Here is a 15,955-nt window from a genome sequence, read left to right as displayed (position 1 = left end):
GTATAGAAACATTAAAAAGAGAAATGCCGAAGCATTTCTCTTTTGGTTCTATGAATCTGGATTAAGCGAAGTATGCGTATACTCGGGCATACGCTCTTCTTTTTCCGTTAGCTGAGTATCGGGGCTTTGCTGCTCTTGTGAAATAGGAGACAGCGTAGATTTTTGTTCAGGATTCATGTTTGTTATTCCTCCTTATATAAAGTGAGCTGTTAATCAAGCGAAAGCAAATCATCTTGAATTCGCTGCGTTAAAGATGCCACTTGCTGCGTTAAACTGTCATTTTCCGCCTGGAGTTTTTGATAAGACTGATTTGCTTTTGAACATAGGTAAGGGTCTGTTTCCCACCAGTCCATGCCAATTTCTCTTGCTTTATCAATAGAAGCGACAAGCAGCCGGATTTTGATTGTTAAGAGTTCAACATCAGCAATTTGCACTTTAATATCTCCAGCAATAACAAGACCTTTATCTAATACTTTTTCCAATACTTCTACAATGGTGCCCAGATGCCCGTTATGTTCCACCGCCATTTTTTCACTCCTTGTTATAGCACTTTTCCTAGGGGACCTAGATCAATATTTAAATCTTCATTTGTAAAGTTAAACACTGATTTTAGCTCCTCCATTTTGTTCTCTAACTTCATCAACGCCACGCCCAGGTCTTCGATTTGAGCGTCCGTCAGGTTTCCGCTGTCGACTCGGCGAATCGCATGTTTTTCAATGAGCTGCCGCAGTAATTCAATGACGGTTAAAACAAGCTGCGCTAGGCCTTGTTCAGCATTTTCCGCACTCAGCTCAATGCGGCCGTTTCGTTTGAGGTTATTTTCCATTTCTCAACGCCTCCGTTTCCTGTTCAAGCTGCTGAGAAGAAATGATTTGACGATCATGAGAGCCTATCAGCGTTTCTACAGAAGAAATCAATACCCGCAAATCAAGATAGACTAAATCAATTCCGGCAATTGAAATCAATAAATCACCTTTAATGGCAATTCCTTTATCGAGGATCACATCTAATATATCAATGAGGGCGATGTCCTTTTGCTCCAGCGTTTGTTTTCGCAGCGATGTCATCCCGCATCTTTCTCCGAGCGCAGAGTGTCGATATGATAAGCAGGCCATGGTCCCGTTACTTCGATGTTCAGTCCCATTTCACTATAAAACGTTTGCTTGTCGCTAATGGCTTTTAAAAATGATTCTACATTGTTCTTTGAAAGAAGGTAGATGCTGTTCCAGCACATGCTGTAGCTCTCGCCGGTTATTTTTTGACTCCAGTTATTTTTGATTGTGTGGTAAGCGGCGTAGCGGCTTATCTCACTGTGCAAGTGATCACAAAGCGAAAGCTGTTCTTTTTCTGTCTCTTCTTCGATCAGCCTTTCTATCTTTTTACGTTCAAAAAACTGCCTGCCTGGAGGCAGCGTATTTATTTCTTCTTTTTTCTTTTGGATCGTTTCATTGTTCGTTAGCAGATAGTTCTTTAAAGAATTCGTATGGGCATACACTTTTATATTCCATTCTTCAGATCTTTTTAAAAGCTGAAGAGAAGAGAGGGTTTTTTCTTTGTTATCAGCAATACTTTTTTGACAGCTATCCTTGCTTTTGTAGACCGTACAAAATTTCATGGGAAGAAGCGTGTAGTGACTTTGTAAGAAAAGAAGAATCTCATGGTGATGCATGGCTTTGTCCTGCAGCCATTTCATATCGTGCTCGATCTTTTCTTTCAGCATTTCTTCCGAATACTCATCGCTTGGCAAGTCGCATACAAATGCGGTAATGTCATCAAAGCAAAGAGCATAGATAGGGTTGTTCTGATCCATACCTTCAAGTGAAGGAAAGGGCATTTCATTAGCTTCTTCGGTTGGAACTAGACCATATAAATAAATGAGCTTTTCCATCTTTTAACCTCACTTTTGTTTCTTCGTCATTGATTCCCATCTTTTTAATTCATATTCTTTTGCTGCTTCATACCTCAGCAGCAGTTCTTTTTCTTTTTCCATATATGCATCTTCTGGTATTTCTCCAAGCTCATACATCATTTGAAGATGAACGATTTTTTGCTGAATAAAAGAGACATCGTAAAGTTCTTTATCCGCTTCTTCCTTGATTTTCTGTCCGACTTTTACAATGAGCGTAACAGGAGACAGCAGCAGTTTATGAATCATACATTCTCTTCTACCTTTAGTTGAATATTAATAAAGTTATAAGCAGCCCACGGTCCGGAATATTTAAAATCGGCTTTGTGCTTCCATTTTTCATACAGGTCATTTACACGTTCATCAAACGCTGCTTCTTTTTCTCGGTCAATTAAAAAAGAAGCGTTCAAAAGCATTGTTTCGACAATAGGAGGATTGAGTCTCGACGCTTCAGCTATCGGTTCTAAATGTTGATACAGCTCTTTTTTACAGTCGTGCTGAAGCTTTAAAAAGAATTTCTGAGCTGTTTCTCCGTGCGCAATTTGTTTATAAAAATCAGCACTGGCAGAACGCGGGTTTCGTACTTGCTGCAAAGAAGAATCTTGATTCACTTTTTGTTTCAGCCAGTCCGGTTTCCCAATTACTTTTAGTCCGACTTCTATTTTTCCTTTTAACTGTGGGAAAAGAGAGGCGAACTGTGGATATAAGTTTTCTAACAGCATTTCAACATCTTGTTGACTATGAAACACGTTGCCAAAGCTGATTGGAATGACCGAATCATGCTCATTCATTACTTTGGAAATCACCTGCTGGTGCGCTGTGACGTTCTCTTTTGTAGGATGATAAATTTTAAGAGGAAAGGCAGCAGCCACTATAGCTGCATCTCGGTAATGAATGGTAAAAGTAGCTCTTTCTTGCTGATCAATCGTGACGCTGCCAAACGTATGCGCCTCGGTGGCGGGAATACTGCAAAAAATATAAATGCCCGTTTCTTCACTCATTGATTTCTGTTTCATTCCTTTCCATTAAAATAATCAGCTTACTTCTCTGCTGGAGAGCTTCGATAGCGCAGGCTGGTGCGTGAAAAAGACGTAATGTTGTGCTGCTTATTGACCAGCACTTCATAGATACCAAGCAGTTCATCTTTTGCATAGCGCCTCATATACTCCTGTTCTTCAAATGCTTCAAGTGTTATTTTCCATCCTCCATTTTGAATCGATTCATACGAAATAATTCGGTGAGGAGGAGCAACGTGTTCTTTAAAAAAATCAGTCACGGATTCCATAATTTCGGCTACTTTCACTTCTCTAACCCACCTTTATGAGTTTATAAATCTAAATCTTGTAAAAGGTTTAGCTGTTCAAGTTTTTTTCCGCCGTTATTCGAAGAAAGAAAATCTTCTCTTTCATTATGAAGCAGCCGAACTGCCTCGGCATACCTCAGCCATGTGTCCACACTGGCAATAACGATTCGAGCTTCGATGGTAATTAATTCAATACCAATAACGGAAATACGAGCGAATACGTCAATTACCACGCCTTTATCTAAGATGCGGTCAACTACTTCAGCTAGACTAGAACAATCGTTTGATTTGTTAATCGTCATGATGAAATTCCTCTCATGTTGCATAGTAAAATATATACGTTTGCTAATCTTGCTATTAATGTGTGTGATATTGTAAAAAATATACAAATAAAACGTGCATAAATTAAAAAATAGTATAAAATACCATGATTATTTTTGTTTTAATACGGGTAGAGTTAAGTACATTACTTTTATCCATTGATGAATGAAAACACATACATAAAAAACAAAGGGAGTGGAGAAAGATGAGAAAAGAAGAGCAGCCGGTATTATCTGATTTTATTGAAAAGGACCAATTTGAGTTAAATTCATATTTAACCTCTTTACTTGAAACGACAAGTGAAAAGAAAGAAAATCAAAGTTGATGAATTGAAAACATAAAGGGCTACTTTCCATGTGGAAAGTAGTTTTTTCATTTGCGAACTTGATATACTTATTGGACAACGAGGTGAGAAAGATGAACAAAAGAGACGTGGTTTCGAGAAGTATTTTAACAAAAGCGACCGGCTTTTTAGCATCTGGTTATACTCATAGTTTAAATCCGTATGCCGGATGTGCATTTTCCTGCAAATTTTGCTACGTGCGAGAGCTGCCAATTCAGCGTTTTAAAGAGATGGAGTGGGGGACATGGCTAGAGCTTAAAGTCAACGCAGCTGAAGTCTATCAAAAAGAAATACAAAAACTGCGAAAAAAAGAGCAGCCGGTACGCATATTTATGTCTTCAGCGACAGATCCCTATCAGCCTGCTGAGCGCAAAGCAGGCATCACACGTGCCCTTTTAGAAACGATGATCAATCATCCCCCTGATTTTTTATTGATTCAAACAAGGTCGCCACTTGTGACGAGGGATATTGATTTGTTTTTACAGCTTCAAAAAGTATGTGATCTTCGCGTATCGATGACTGTTGAAACGGACCGAGAAGATGTAAAACAAATTTTTTCTCCTTATGCTCCGGGGATGAAACTTCGTATGAACGCGTTAAAAAAAGTAAAAGAAAGCGGAATTTCAACGCAAGTAACCATTGCTCCAATGCTTCCTTTCACACCTGAATTTCCTGAAAAAATAGAAGGAATGATGGACCGAATTTGCATTGATACCTTGTACTTAGGAGACGGTTCCTTAGGTAAAACGTCTAAAAGGCTAGGAATGCCGGAATTATTTGAGAAGTACGGTTTCCTAGACTGGTATGACAAAGACATTCATATCAAAGCCATTCGTTATTTTGAAAAATTTTATCCTTCTTCGATGATTTATCTTTCTCAAGAGGGATTTGCCCCGTAAAAAAAGAAGGGCTAGAAGAGCCCTTCTTTTTTATATTAGTTTTTATACGTATCAAACATGTTCGTGTCGTCAGGTACGTTTTCTAAATAGCTGATTTTCCCGTTTTCATCTAGCTTAGCAATATCTTTTCCCGTTTGAGTAAAGACGCTGCCAGATGCACGTTTTCCGCATACTGCCCAAGGCGTTTCAAACTTATCTGTACCTTCAACTGCTTTCCAGCCTTCGAACATATGCTTAATATCAGCATTTTCTTTAAACACCATTTTTACAAACAGCTTCCAGTTTTCAATGCCTTGCTTTTCGTGGCCGTTTAAGACAAATACGATATCGGCTGAAAAAAGCCCCACTAATTCTTCAAATGCTTGTTCGCTTGTACGTGATTGATCGAATAAATCAAAATATCTATTTAAGTTTTCCATGATGATCTCCTTTGGGTGCTACAGCACCATTTTTTCTTCTACTGTTGCTTTTAGCATGTCCAGGTTTTCTTTCGGACATTTTTTGTTAATTTCATTTGTGAGCGTAGCAATGGTTTGCCGTTTTAAGATAGACTGCCACGAAGATTCGGCTTCTTCCATTAAATCGGATAATAAGCAAATGTCTTTGTCTTTTAAGTTAAGCATGTCGTGAAAAATACCGCTTGATGAGTAAAGAGACTGCTTACCTTCAATGGCTACGTATACGTCATAAATACGAATTTCTTCCGGCGTTTTCTTTAAGCGAAATCCACCTTTGCTACCAGGAACGGAAGCAAGTAAATCAGCGCTAACCAGTTTGCGAAGAAGCTTTTGAAAATACGTAGGCGAGCCCCCGAGCTGAGTGCTGATGACATCTCCTGGCAACACAGCTTTTTCAGGTAAAAACGTAAGTAGCAAAATGGCATACACCGATTGCTCAACGCCTGTTTTCATATGCAAAAACATCATCTCCTGCTTTATGTGTACAACGTGGATAATGATTATCCATGTTTAGATTATCATACCGCTTATGAAGCAAAAAGTAAAGCAGTTACTTAATATACGCGCGATATTCGTGTATACTGTGAAAGAAGCAGCAACAAAATACGGAGATGAGAGAATGACAACTATTGCAGATATCGCTCGGCTTGCAGGAGTAGCAAAAAGCACTGTATCCCGCTACCTTAACGGAGGGTCTGTGAGCGATGCGACGAAACGAAAAATCGAAGAGATTATTAAAGAAACAAACTATAGCCCAAATGCGTTTGCCCAAAGCTTAAAAGCAAAAAAAACAAACATCATTGGTGTAATTGTTCCGCGCATGGGTTCTTTTGCGACTTCCCGCACATTAGATGGTATTGACCAAGAACTTAGAGACCACCACTATCAAATGATTATTTCCAATTCTAATCAAGATTTAGAAAGAGAAATCGAAAATATCTATACGCTGGCTAAGCAGAAGGTAGCAGGTATTATTCTTCTTGCCGTTCAAATCACAAAAGCTCATTTGGATGCTTTCCGCACAATTTCAATTCCCGTTTTGCTAATTGGACAGCAGCATGAAGAAGTCCACAGTTTAATTCACCAAGACTACGAGGCGGCATGCGACATTGGAAGGTACATAGGAGAAAAGGGGCATAAAAAAATCGCTTTTTTAGGCGTAACCGAAAAAGACATAGCTGTAGGTGTAAAGCGAAAAGAAGGTGTAAAGGAAGGTCTTAAAGACAGAGATTGCGAGATCCGCTGTTATCAAACAAGCTTTAACATGAGCGATGCAATCGGGGCCGCTACGGCTGTGATGAAAGAATTTAATCCGTCCATCATTGTATGTGCGACCGATAACATTGCACTTGGCACGTTAAAGGCAGCTTATTTAAACGGACTTCGCGTTCCGGAAGATGTATCCATTACCGGCTTTGGAGGCTACGAAATTACGGGTGTGATTCATCCTAGCTTAACAACCGTAAAATATTACTATAAAGAAGCGGGACAAATGGGGGCACAGCGAATTATTAAGCTAGTCAACGGAGAAGAAGTTGAAAAGCTTACACTTTCTAACTATGAATTGATTGAAAGAGAAAGCGTTGACAACCGCTTTGTATAAAAAAACGATTTTTTAACTATATCAAAGAAGGAGGTGACCATAGTCACCTCCTTCTTTGATTAATGCTTCACGACTTTTGTTGTCGCTCCGCTGCTAACATTCCCCGCAACATCTTTGGCCGTCACGGTAAGAGTAGTGCCTGCTTTCTGCGCTGGTATTTTTACAGAGTACGTTCCTTTAGAAGAAGCCTTGGCAGATCCAAGCGATTTACTGCCCGCTTTGACTGTTACAGTAGAAGAAGCCTCCGCTTTTCCCGTAACCACTTTATCATTATCATCGACTTTATTGACAGTTGGCTTATTAGGCGCTACGACATCGGCTACTTTCGTGGAAACGCTTGGACTTACGTTTCCGGCGCTGTCTTTAGCCGTTACGGTAAGAGTTGTTCCGGCTTTTTGAACACTTATATTAACAGAAAATGTGCCTTTAGAAGACGTTTTGGCAGATCCGAGCGTTTTGCTGCCAGCCTTAACTGTTACAGTAGAAGAAGCCTCCGCTTTTCCCGTAACCACTTTATCATTATTACCGACTTTGTTTACGGCTGGTTTATCTGGAGCGACGTTGTCTACGAATGCTGTGCTCAGAGCATATAGATCATCCACGGTATTATCGTCGTAATCATCAAACTCATAATCAGTGGCACCTATGTAATATGTTCCTGATTTATTTACCTGATAGACTTGAACTTCGACTCCATCGCTATAGTCTGAGCCTTGGTAGATTAAATTCTTGTTATCTTTAAAGTCTTTTTCAGCTGCTGTAAAGGCAAGGTCAATTGCTGGAGAATTGGTCGTCCCAGCTACAAGCAGTGCGCCTTTAGCAGGGACATTCACTTTATAAAAATCAACGTCATACATAGGAAGCATTTGTCCGATGATTGTTTTTTCATTTGGCAAACTATTAGCTTTGTTAAAATCATTATTTGGCTCTTTTTCAAACAGTGGATCATCGTTTGCAGAGGAGCTGTTCATTTGTTTTGAATTCTGAGATGAAGAAAGAGAAGGAGCTTTTTCTAAGGAATGAGTTGCATCGCTTTTTAAATCATTAAGTACACGTTGATTTAGATTCTTTTTTTGAAGAGGCTTGTCCATATGCTGGTCTATTAGTTTTTTTGAAACACTTTCACTTTTATTGGTATCTGCTTGAACAGACTGAACGGATAGTGTTGATGCTAATAAACCAGCAGAAACTAGGGATATTATACCTTTTTTATTCATATTTTTATGTTCCTCCTTTAAAATATAAGACTATAGAACTGAATCTATCATACTATAAGAAAGCGAATACAACTACAGGTTTTTATATTCATTTTTCGACATCCTTTCTAGAAAAGCGACAGTAATTTTACTAAATTGAAAGTGAATAAAAAAACGATTGACAGAATGTAGGAGATGCTATAGTATAAGTGGTGTAAATACAAACAAATAATTGAACGTATCTCCTAAAGGGGAGTAGCTTTAACAGCAAAGTCGTCATTACAGAGATTATCTCTCGGCTTTGTTGGCGACATTATGTTGTTAGCAAGACCTTTACCGCTTATTTGGTAAGGGTCTTTTTTGTATTCAATTATAAAAAAGGAGGAAAAGGCTCAGACATTTAGAGGAGAAACGTTACATAAAAAGAGAAGGTGGAGGTAACTATGGAGGAACTAATTGGGGTATCAGTGCAAGGTTTGCTGCAAATTATTTTTCTTGATTTAATTTTAAGCGGGGATAACGCAATTGTTATTGCAATGGCGGCTCGTAACGTACCAAAAGATTTACAAAAAAGAGCGATTTTAATTGGAACAGGCGGCGCGATTGGTCTTCGATTATTATTTGCGGCTATTATTGTCCCTTTATTGAAAATACCATTAATCGGAGCGGTCGGCGGTTTGATGCTAGTGTGGATTGCATATAAATTATTAGCGGACAATCACGATCACGGCGACAATCCTCAAGGTGGAGCAACGGTATGGAGCGCGGTTAAAACGATCATTATCGCAGATGCGGTCATGTCATTAGATAACGTATTAGCTCTAGCAGGTGTAGCTCACGAATTTGTCCCGATTATGATTGGTGTATTAATTTCAATTCCGATTATTATTTGGGGAAGCAGCTTTATTATGAAAGCAATGGAAAAATTTCCGATTATCATTTACGCTGGAGCGGCGATGCTTGCATGGTCTGCTGGAAAAATGATTGTTGAAGATAAAATTATCGGCGGGTTTGTTCCAAGCACAGCTTTACATCTCGCTGTTCAAGTTATCTTAACTATTGCAGTTGTAGGCATTGGGTACATGAAAAACAAAAAAATGAAAAAAGAACAAGCCCACGCAGCTTAAAAAAAGAGCGTACGGATGATCCGTACGCTCTTTTTTTATGATTCGGGGTAGTGCATAAGCAAAAAAAAGCTTGCTTCTTCTTCAGAAGAATTGATATAGCTGTGAGAGGTATTTCCTGAAAAATGCAGAGCATCTCCCGAGACTAATTCATGTTCTTCATTTTCAAAACGAACCGTTAATTCGCCTTCTTTAATAAGTAAGTATTCATCTCCTAAATGAGTTTTCGCTTCGTGCACGCATCCAGGCTTTAATGTGACGATGTAAATTTCAAACTTTTTTTCCGGATGATAAGGAAAAAAAGAATATACTAAGTAATCACCTTTGTTGTCCATGATGGGATCTAGCTGTTTTATGCTTACTTTCTGCACATCCGGGGTGTCTTCTTTCATAAATACAGAAAAAGAGACTTGAAGGCCGTTGGCGATTTTCCAAAGCGTGGTAACCGTGGGACTGGATTTACCCTTTTCAATTTGTGCAAGCATTGCTTTACTAACACCGGTTAATTCGGAAACTTGATCAAGCGTCAAATTTCGATTTTTTCGTAATTTAACAAGATTTTTAGCAATAATATCTTGAATCGCGTCCATTGTTGTACTCCTTTAATTATTATAAAGATAGTATAACATACCGTTGTTTAATATAACGTATAGATGTATAATATAGCAGAAAAGGAGGGAGTACGGTGATTGCAGAAAAAGCAGTACAGCAAAGAGAAAAAGTGAACTTAACGTTCAGACAAGGGGCTAAGGATTGTATCCCTACGCTACTCGGTTACATAAGCATAGGGCTTGCTGCTGGGATCGTTGGAGTATCCTCTCATCTTTCCGTTATGGAAGTTGCTTTATTATCAGCGCTCGTGTATGCAGGAGCAGCGCAGTTTATTATTTGTGCACTGATGGTTGCAAACAGCTCGATTTCAGCTATTATTCTCACAACATTTATTGTAAACTTACGACACTTTCTTTTGAGCGCTACGGTCGCGCCTGAATTTACAAAATATTCGTTATTAAAAAACGTCGGAATTGGAGCCCTTCTAACGGACGAATCATTTGGTGTGTCTTCAAGTAAAATTGCAAAAGGTGAGCCAATTAATGACCGCTGGATGAACGGATTAAATATAACGGCTTACGTCAGCTGGATTATCGCCTGTACGACAGGAGCTATTTTTGGCCATATGCTATCTAACCCGGAAGCCTTTGGGTTTGATTTTGCCTTAACAGCTATGTTTTTAGCTCTGCTTGTTTTACAAATCGAAAGCGTGTTACCTTCAAAGCTTAATCATTACTTACGTTTAATTCTTTATATGGCAATTATTATGATTGTGCTGTCTTTTTTCGTACCTTCACATGTGGCCGTATTGATTTCAACGATTATTGTAGCGACAATTGGGGTGGTGACGGATAAATGAGCATCCACTACCCAACACTCATCGTTATTTTAGGGTGTGCCCTTGTTACCGTAGTTCCTCGCATTGTTCCGTTTTTAGTTGTACGTAACATCGCGCTGCCAGAACCCGTATTAAAATGGCTATCCTATATTCCTATTTGTATTTTAACCGCACTTGTTGTAGAAAACTTTATCATTCAAGTAGATGACAGCGTAAAGATTAACTGGCCCGTCATTATCGTAGTCATTCCAACCTTACTGATTGCCCTGAAAACAAAAAGTTTATCCATCACCGTTATTAGCGGAGTTGGAATGATGGCGCTGCTTCGTTTTTTTCTTTTGTCATGAAAGCTCAAGTTATGCTCTTGAGCTTTTTTACTGTCTCCTTTACGCACGCTTTTTCATATAGTATGATAAGAGTGTAAATTAGAAGCCAATGAAAACTAAAATATAGATGAGGTGCTTTTATGAGCGGAGTAGTATCTAAATAGGAACAATTGAATGAAATAAATTAAATAAGCAAGACGGGTATTTTTTGGAGAATGAAGGTACCCTTTATTTGCTTATGGATTTATTTCACTGCCTATGAAGATACCTACAATGCTTTATAAAGGGTTCGGCATTTGTCGCGAAAGAGGCCTCTGTTTTTACAGAGCTTTCTTTTGTGATATGTGTTTAGACACCTTATGAACGCAAAAAGCTGTGGGATCACCACAGCTTTTTTTGTTTATCTTTTTCATTGCCTTCTAATAAATAGGTATCTTCATATGTGATGACAAATCATAGTGAGGAGAAAAACCATGAATACGATGACATTTGAAAAATTGCAGTATCAGGAATTAAAAGAAATCGTAAAATCTCACTGCGTAAGTGAGCTGGGAAAACAATTAATGGATAAACTTCAGCCGAGCACATCTCTTAAAACAGTAAAAAACCGACTTAAAGAAACAACGGAAGCACGAAGACTTCTAGATGCTGAGAAATCACTTCCGCTATCAGGTGTCTCAGGTATAGGAAGAGTCATCGAAAAGCTTGAAAAAGGCATGACTTTAGAGCCCGAAGAGCTAATACGCGTATCCGATTTTTTAAAAGGCTGCAGAAAAGTAAAACAATATATGGTGGATAAAGAATTTTTTGCTTCGCTCTTAAGTTCCTATGCACATTCGATGAAAGAACTGACAGGTATAGAAGAGGAAATTAATTTTGCGATCAAAGCCGGAAAAGTAGACGCTGCGGCAAGCAAAGAGCTCAAGCGTATCAGAAGACATATAGAAGGAACGGAAGCGAAGATTTCAGAACAGCTTGCGAAATTTTTACGAAACGGGAAAAACAAAGAGTATATTCAAGACTTCTTCATCAGTAAAAAAGGAGACCGCTATACGATTCCGATCAAGGCATCCTATAAAAATCATGTTGGAGGAACGATTGTTGAAACATCTTCTAAAGGGTCAACAGTGTTCATAGAGCCGGCATCTATTACAAAGCTGAATGCGGAACTAGCGATTTTGAAAGCAGAAGAAGAGGTAGAAGAATATCAAATTTTAGCGTTTTTAACAGGTTTAGTGTTAGAGAAGCTAGCTGATATTCATATTAATTTAGAGCTAATTAGCCAATACGACATGGTGTTTGCCAAAGCAAAATACAGTAAACAGGCAGATGGAATCGAACCTAAAATTAATGATTATGGATATATTCATTTAAAAGGCGCATATCACCCGCTGTTAACTGGTAAAATTGTTCCGCTTCACTTCGAAATTGGCGAGAATTATCGAAGCTTAATTATTACCGGACCTAACGCAGGAGGAAAAACCGTTGTCTTAAAAACGATTGGGCTACTGACACTCGCTACAATGTTAGGATTTCATATTACAGCTGATGAAGGAACAGAAATTGCATTGTTTGAACATATTTTTGTCGATATCGGCGACAACCAAAGTATTGAAAATGCGCTGAGCACCTTTTCCTCACACATGAAAAATATATCGGCTATTTTGCAAAAAGCAACGAACAATACGCTGCTCCTATTCGATGAAATTGGCAGCGGCACCGAACCGAATGAGGGAGCTGCACTTGCGATTGCGATTTTAGAAAAGTTTTATCATATGGGCTGCATAACGGTCGCGACTACGCATTACGGAGAAATTAAGCGTTTCTCAGAAATTCATCCTGACTTTATGAATGCCGCGATGCAGTTCAACAGTAAAACATTAGAACCGCTGTATCAGCTGTTAATTGGCACATCTGGAGAAAGCAATGCGCTTTGGATTTCAAAGAAGATGAAGGTAGAAGAAGAGATTTTACAAAAAGCAAAGTTCTATATGCAAAGCAAATCGTATGATACAGAAGTCGTCAGAGAAAATAAAATAAAAAAACCAACTATTTTGAAGGAAAAGAAAAAAGACCGTGTTGAATACCAAATGGGAGATCGAGTCAAACTGTTAGATTATGAAAATCATGCGATTGTGTATAAGTCTAAAGACAACACAAACAATATAGTCGTACTCTATCAGAATGAGTTAATTGAAGTAAACATTAAGCGAGTAGCTCTTGAAATCAAAGCTGCTGAATTATATCCCGAAGGCTATGACCTCGATTCGTTATTTATTAGCTATAAAGATCGAAAAGAGCAGCATGATCTGCAGCGAGGATCAAAAAAAGCATTGCGGAAAATTGAAAAAGATATACGCGAAAATAGATAAAGCAGAAGCCCAGCACTTATAAGAAAGTGCTGGGTTTTGTTTTTATGCAGCTTCTCAAAAATACATAGCGCCCTTTTGTTAATGACTTAAAAGATAAGGAGGTTTCCTTTAGCTATATTAGTAATCTATAGGTATAAAAAACATCTTTCACCTCTCTAATATACCTGAGAGATGCGTTTAATAAATTATTCATTTGTCGGAACGGGAAGACTCTTGAGGGTTGTAAAACAAAAAGCCATTTTTTTCGCAAAATGTAAAGGAGGCTCGACAGATTGAATATGAAGATACATAAGGACCGGTTCTGTAAAAAGCCAATGGTTATGCAAAGCGCTTACGATAAGACCTTGCCGCGCAGCAGCTTCTGTAAAACGGGGGATTTCTTCTTGTAAAATAGCAATCTCAGCCAAGTTTAACGCGTTTCCCTGTGCGTCTATCGCTTCAAATGATACGCCAACAGGAACGACAGAGCTGCTTTTCCGCCCTTGAACATGAGCTTGAAAGCTTCTTTTAAGAGACACTGAGCATCCTGTTGGACTAACTTTGCTTTTAGCGTTTAAAATCTGGCCAAACTGCTGACAAATTTCATTTGTAGTATACATATAAGCTCCTGCCTTTCTTCTAGACTCTTAGTAAGCTTTATGACATCAGAGCTTCACTTATGCAAACAGTGTTCTTATAAAAAAATCCCCTTCACGTTGAAGAGGATTTTTTTATTATTCAGCATGCGATGAGCGTTCATTTAACAAATTTTCATAAAAACGGGCAAGTGAAGCAGAAAGGTATGGAATAGACCATAAAAAGCCGATTCCTAGTGTAATAATACTTAATAAAAACCAGCCAAGAAAGCTTAGTAGCAGCAGGAAGTACTGTCCTTTATAACCATTCATCAACCTGCGGCTTTCTGTAATCGCTTGATTCATCGAGTAAGTAGGATTGTCTTTACAAATATAGTACGTTTGTGAATATGCCAGTGCTTTGATAATTCCAGGAATCAGTAAAAGCAGTGACCACAGCATCACATAAAGAGTCATCAGTACATAAATTCCTAGTGACTTTACATAAAGACCGAAGTCTTGGAATGTTTTAAACAAATGTCCCAATCGGACAGATTCACCTCGCGCCAAACCTAAAAATGCCCAGTAGTTCGCCATGAGAAGAGGCGAAAAGACAATAGCAAAGGCAGTTGAAATCCATGACGCCGAATCAGATTCATCTTTCATCCAATTGTCATAGCCGCCGCTTGCCACAATTTCAAATGGAATAGGCAGAAGCGTATATACTCCGTACGTCACCACCGTCAGTAAAATCGCAAGTCCCCAGCGATTCTTTAAAGAAGCTTTAGCTTCTCTTTTAATCGTACCGATGTTCATGTTGTTCCTCCTTTAATGTTGCAAAACAGTATCTTTTTGCTCGTATTAACGTGTAAACCATGCACAATTGTTAATTTTGTATGAAATGAAAATAATAGTCAATAGGTTCTGAGATGAAAAGCAAAGCTCCTGCGGAAAATTTTCACTAGACAGATAGAAATCGCTAAATAGGTACAATCTGCTTTTGAAGAAAGAGGAGGTGCAAAAGCACTGTGTGAGATGCTTTATTTTAGTATGAAGTGAAACTCTCATGGACAGACTTTCTAAGATAGGAGGGATTTCTATGTTTGAAATGATCAAAATGATGCAACAAGTCTTAAATGAAAAGGAATTTTCTTATTGGGTTCATCAAGATCTTTTTAGTTTTCAATGGTGGCTCATAGTGGTGATAAACGCTCTTTTTTTGCTGCTTTTTTACTTTTTTATTGATAGACAGCGCCTCTTTTTTATGCTTCTCGTTTTTTTATCAGCTTTGACATAGTCGGTTTGGTAGATGAATTCGGGAAATTTTTTAACCTGTGGTGCTATCCTCACCAGATGCTTCCGTTTACAGATCGCTTCAATACGGTTGACTTTGCTATTATTCCGGTAAGTATCGCACTCATCTACCAATTTTTTAGCAAATGGAAATTTTTCTTCATCGCACATGCCGTTAATTCTGCCATTATTGCTTTTATAGGTATTCCGCTATTTAGAGCGCTGCATTTATATGAATTGCTGAACTGGCCAATTTTTTATTCTTTTCTCACAGTATTTATCATAGGAATTGTGGTGAAAATCATTAGCGATTGGATGGCAGGTAAGAATAGACGCTATAGAATCAGCTGAACAAACCATACTTATATCTATACGGGATATGAGTATGGTTTGTTTGTATGAAAATAACGCGTTATTTCTTTATAATAGGCGTAAGAGGAGATGAATAAAAAATGGAGAACGCTACCCAAATATTTTATGAATTAGAATGCATGCACTTAAAATCAGAAGTACGAACCTCTGCTAAAGAGCTTTCAAACATTCTTGCAGATGATTACGTGGAGTTTGGCAGTTCGGGCACGGGATGGAAACGAAAAGATTACAATAACAATCATGTACTCTCGCCAGATGTATTCGAAATCTCTCATTTTCATATAGACGTATTGTCTCCTGACTGTGTATTAACTACCTATCATCTTATGAACCATACGGCAGAAAAAAAGACGCTTCGCAGTTCTATTTGGCGAAAAAGAGAAGAAAAGTGGCGTTTGTTTTTCCATCAAGGCACAGTGACAAACGGTGATCAATAAATAAGATTATTCGGTTATTATTATACTTTCCCTCTATTTGATGCTATGATGAAAGTAT

24 protein-coding genes are annotated in these 15,955 nt (G+C 38.4%); 9 read left to right on the top strand and 15 right to left on the bottom strand.

Translation table 11 applies throughout. From position 1 onward, the window contains the following. Positions 1-48: 48 nt before the first annotated feature. The 9 genes from AC1DEF_RS13825 to gvpA are packed head-to-tail and all read right to left on the bottom strand — an operon-like array spanning position 49 to position 3,511. Entirely contained in the window at positions 49-177 is a 129-nt protein-coding gene (locus tag AC1DEF_RS13825; RefSeq protein ID WP_013083966.1) for a hypothetical protein, read from the bottom strand. A 32-nt stretch (positions 178-209) separates the two neighbouring features. Further along, complete coding sequence (locus AC1DEF_RS13820) at positions 210-527, bottom strand: gas vesicle protein (RefSeq protein ID WP_097822788.1); 318 nt, start codon at positions 525-527, stop codon at positions 210-212. A 14-nt stretch (positions 528-541) separates the two neighbouring features. Continuing rightward, positions 542-826: a gas vesicle protein K gene (locus tag AC1DEF_RS13815; protein ID WP_013057927.1), complete on the bottom strand. Its 285-nt coding sequence runs from the start codon at positions 824-826 to the stop codon at positions 542-544. Then, positions 816-1,067 (bottom strand): gas vesicle protein, encoded by a 252-nt coding sequence (locus tag AC1DEF_RS13810; protein WP_013057926.1) that lies wholly within the window; start codon positions 1,065-1,067, stop codon positions 816-818. The genes AC1DEF_RS13815 and AC1DEF_RS13810 overlap by 11 nt, the downstream gene beginning before the upstream one ends. After that, positions 1,064-1,888, bottom strand: a complete 825-nt coding sequence (locus tag AC1DEF_RS13805; protein WP_097822787.1) for a GvpL/GvpF family gas vesicle protein — start codon at positions 1,886-1,888, stop codon at positions 1,064-1,066. Before AC1DEF_RS13805 ends, AC1DEF_RS13810 begins: the two co-directional genes overlap by 4 nt. A 9-nt stretch (positions 1,889-1,897) precedes the next feature. Beyond that, on the bottom strand, positions 1,898-2,155 hold the full coding sequence (locus AC1DEF_RS13800) for a gas vesicle protein GvpG (RefSeq protein WP_014459264.1): 258 nt from the start codon (positions 2,153-2,155) through the stop codon (positions 1,898-1,900). Further along, a complete protein-coding gene (locus AC1DEF_RS13795; protein WP_097822786.1) occupies positions 2,152-2,922 on the bottom strand; it encodes a GvpL/GvpF family gas vesicle protein in 771 nt (256 codons plus the stop codon). Before AC1DEF_RS13795 ends, AC1DEF_RS13800 begins: the two co-directional genes overlap by 4 nt. 23 nt (positions 2,923-2,945) lie before the next feature. Beyond that, on the bottom strand, positions 2,946-3,209 hold the full coding sequence (locus AC1DEF_RS13790; RefSeq protein WP_013057922.1) for a gas vesicle protein GvpO: 264 nt from the start codon (positions 3,207-3,209) through the stop codon (positions 2,946-2,948). Between the two features lie 23 nt (positions 3,210-3,232). Then, on the bottom strand, positions 3,233-3,511 hold the full coding sequence (gene gvpA, locus AC1DEF_RS13785) for a gas vesicle structural protein GvpA (RefSeq protein ID WP_013057921.1): 279 nt from the start codon (positions 3,509-3,511) through the stop codon (positions 3,233-3,235). A 436-nt stretch (positions 3,512-3,947) separates the two neighbouring features. Between gvpA and AC1DEF_RS13780 the strand changes: the two genes are divergently transcribed. Further along, on the top strand, positions 3,948-4,772 hold the full coding sequence (locus AC1DEF_RS13780; protein ID WP_097822785.1) for an SPL family radical SAM protein: 825 nt from the start codon (positions 3,948-3,950) through the stop codon (positions 4,770-4,772). Between the two features lie 35 nt (positions 4,773-4,807). Here AC1DEF_RS13780 and AC1DEF_RS13775 read toward each other — a convergent pair whose 3' ends face one another. Together AC1DEF_RS13775 and AC1DEF_RS13770 are read right to left on the bottom strand one after the other, a co-directional pair. Further along, positions 4,808-5,191, bottom strand: a complete 384-nt coding sequence (locus AC1DEF_RS13775) for a nuclear transport factor 2 family protein (protein ID WP_097822784.1) — start codon at positions 5,189-5,191, stop codon at positions 4,808-4,810. Positions 5,192-5,209: 18 nt separating this feature from the next. Beyond that, the gene (locus AC1DEF_RS13770) at positions 5,210-5,689 is read right to left on the bottom strand and encodes an RrF2 family transcriptional regulator (RefSeq protein WP_043981394.1); all 480 of its coding nucleotides are present in this window, start codon (positions 5,687-5,689) and stop codon (positions 5,210-5,212) included. 160 nt (positions 5,690-5,849) lie between these two features. On the opposite strand from AC1DEF_RS13770, the gene AC1DEF_RS13765 reads away from it, so the two are divergent. Further along, positions 5,850-6,833, top strand: a complete 984-nt coding sequence (locus AC1DEF_RS13765; RefSeq protein WP_176521186.1) for a LacI family DNA-binding transcriptional regulator — start codon at positions 5,850-5,852, stop codon at positions 6,831-6,833. 59 nt (positions 6,834-6,892) lie between these two features. On the opposite strand, the gene AC1DEF_RS13760 is transcribed toward AC1DEF_RS13765, so the two are convergent. Further along, positions 6,893-8,050 (bottom strand): Ig-like domain-containing protein, encoded by a 1,158-nt coding sequence (locus AC1DEF_RS13760; protein ID WP_318331174.1) that lies wholly within the window; start codon positions 8,048-8,050, stop codon positions 6,893-6,895. Between the two features lie 422 nt (positions 8,051-8,472). Between AC1DEF_RS13760 and AC1DEF_RS13755 the strand changes: the two genes are divergently transcribed. Further along, entirely contained in the window at positions 8,473-9,156 is a 684-nt protein-coding gene (locus AC1DEF_RS13755) for a TerC family protein (RefSeq protein ID WP_016764850.1), read from the top strand. Positions 9,157-9,191: 35 nt separating this feature from the next. Here AC1DEF_RS13755 and AC1DEF_RS13750 read toward each other — a convergent pair whose 3' ends face one another. Then, positions 9,192-9,743 (bottom strand): helix-turn-helix domain-containing protein, encoded by a 552-nt coding sequence (locus AC1DEF_RS13750; protein WP_043981398.1) that lies wholly within the window; start codon positions 9,741-9,743, stop codon positions 9,192-9,194. A gap of 95 nt (positions 9,744-9,838) precedes the next feature. Here AC1DEF_RS13750 and AC1DEF_RS13745 point away from each other — a divergent pair, with 95 nt between their 5' ends. The 3 genes from AC1DEF_RS13745 (at position 9,839) to AC1DEF_RS13735 (ending at position 13,241) form a co-directional block, all read left to right on the top strand. Beyond that, positions 9,839-10,564, top strand: coding sequence for an AzlC family ABC transporter permease (locus tag AC1DEF_RS13745; protein WP_097822782.1), 726 nt, complete (start codon positions 9,839-9,841; stop codon positions 10,562-10,564). Then, positions 10,561-10,890, top strand: a complete 330-nt coding sequence (locus tag AC1DEF_RS13740; protein ID WP_097822781.1) for an AzlD domain-containing protein — start codon at positions 10,561-10,563, stop codon at positions 10,888-10,890. The genes AC1DEF_RS13745 and AC1DEF_RS13740 overlap by 4 nt, the downstream gene beginning before the upstream one ends. Before the next feature lie 452 nt (positions 10,891-11,342). After that, entirely contained in the window at positions 11,343-13,241 is a 1,899-nt protein-coding gene (locus AC1DEF_RS13735; protein ID WP_097822780.1) for an endonuclease MutS2, read from the top strand. Between the two features lie 185 nt (positions 13,242-13,426). Here AC1DEF_RS13735 and AC1DEF_RS13730 read toward each other — a convergent pair whose 3' ends face one another. Both AC1DEF_RS13730 and AC1DEF_RS13725 read right to left on the bottom strand, forming a co-directional pair. Next, a complete protein-coding gene (locus tag AC1DEF_RS13730) occupies positions 13,427-13,840 on the bottom strand; it encodes a DUF1259 domain-containing protein (protein ID WP_029715116.1) in 414 nt (137 codons plus the stop codon). A gap of 114 nt (positions 13,841-13,954) precedes the next feature. Further along, a complete protein-coding gene (locus tag AC1DEF_RS13725) occupies positions 13,955-14,611 on the bottom strand; it encodes a DUF975 family protein (RefSeq protein WP_043981401.1) in 657 nt (218 codons plus the stop codon). Between the two features lie 283 nt (positions 14,612-14,894). On the opposite strand from AC1DEF_RS13725, the gene AC1DEF_RS13720 reads away from it, so the two are divergent. The 3 genes from AC1DEF_RS13720 to AC1DEF_RS13710 all read left to right on the top strand — a co-directional run bounded on the left by AC1DEF_RS13720 (position 14,895) and on the right by AC1DEF_RS13710 (position 15,897). Continuing rightward, on the top strand, positions 14,895-15,092 hold the full coding sequence (locus AC1DEF_RS13720; RefSeq protein WP_057244385.1) for a hypothetical protein: 198 nt from the start codon (positions 14,895-14,897) through the stop codon (positions 15,090-15,092). A 5-nt stretch (positions 15,093-15,097) separates the two neighbouring features. Further along, on the top strand, positions 15,098-15,439 hold the full coding sequence (locus AC1DEF_RS13715; RefSeq protein ID WP_141425860.1) for a CBO0543 family protein: 342 nt from the start codon (positions 15,098-15,100) through the stop codon (positions 15,437-15,439). Between the two features lie 101 nt (positions 15,440-15,540). After that, positions 15,541-15,897, top strand: a complete 357-nt coding sequence (locus AC1DEF_RS13710) for a nuclear transport factor 2 family protein (RefSeq protein ID WP_477727410.1) — start codon at positions 15,541-15,543, stop codon at positions 15,895-15,897. Positions 15,898-15,955: the final 58 nt, after the last annotated feature.

The sequence above is a fragment of the Priestia sp. 10L35 genome, from assembly GCF_056395685.1.
Note: the sequence above shows the minus strand (reverse complement) of the source record. Positions and strands in the feature narration are given on the sequence as shown.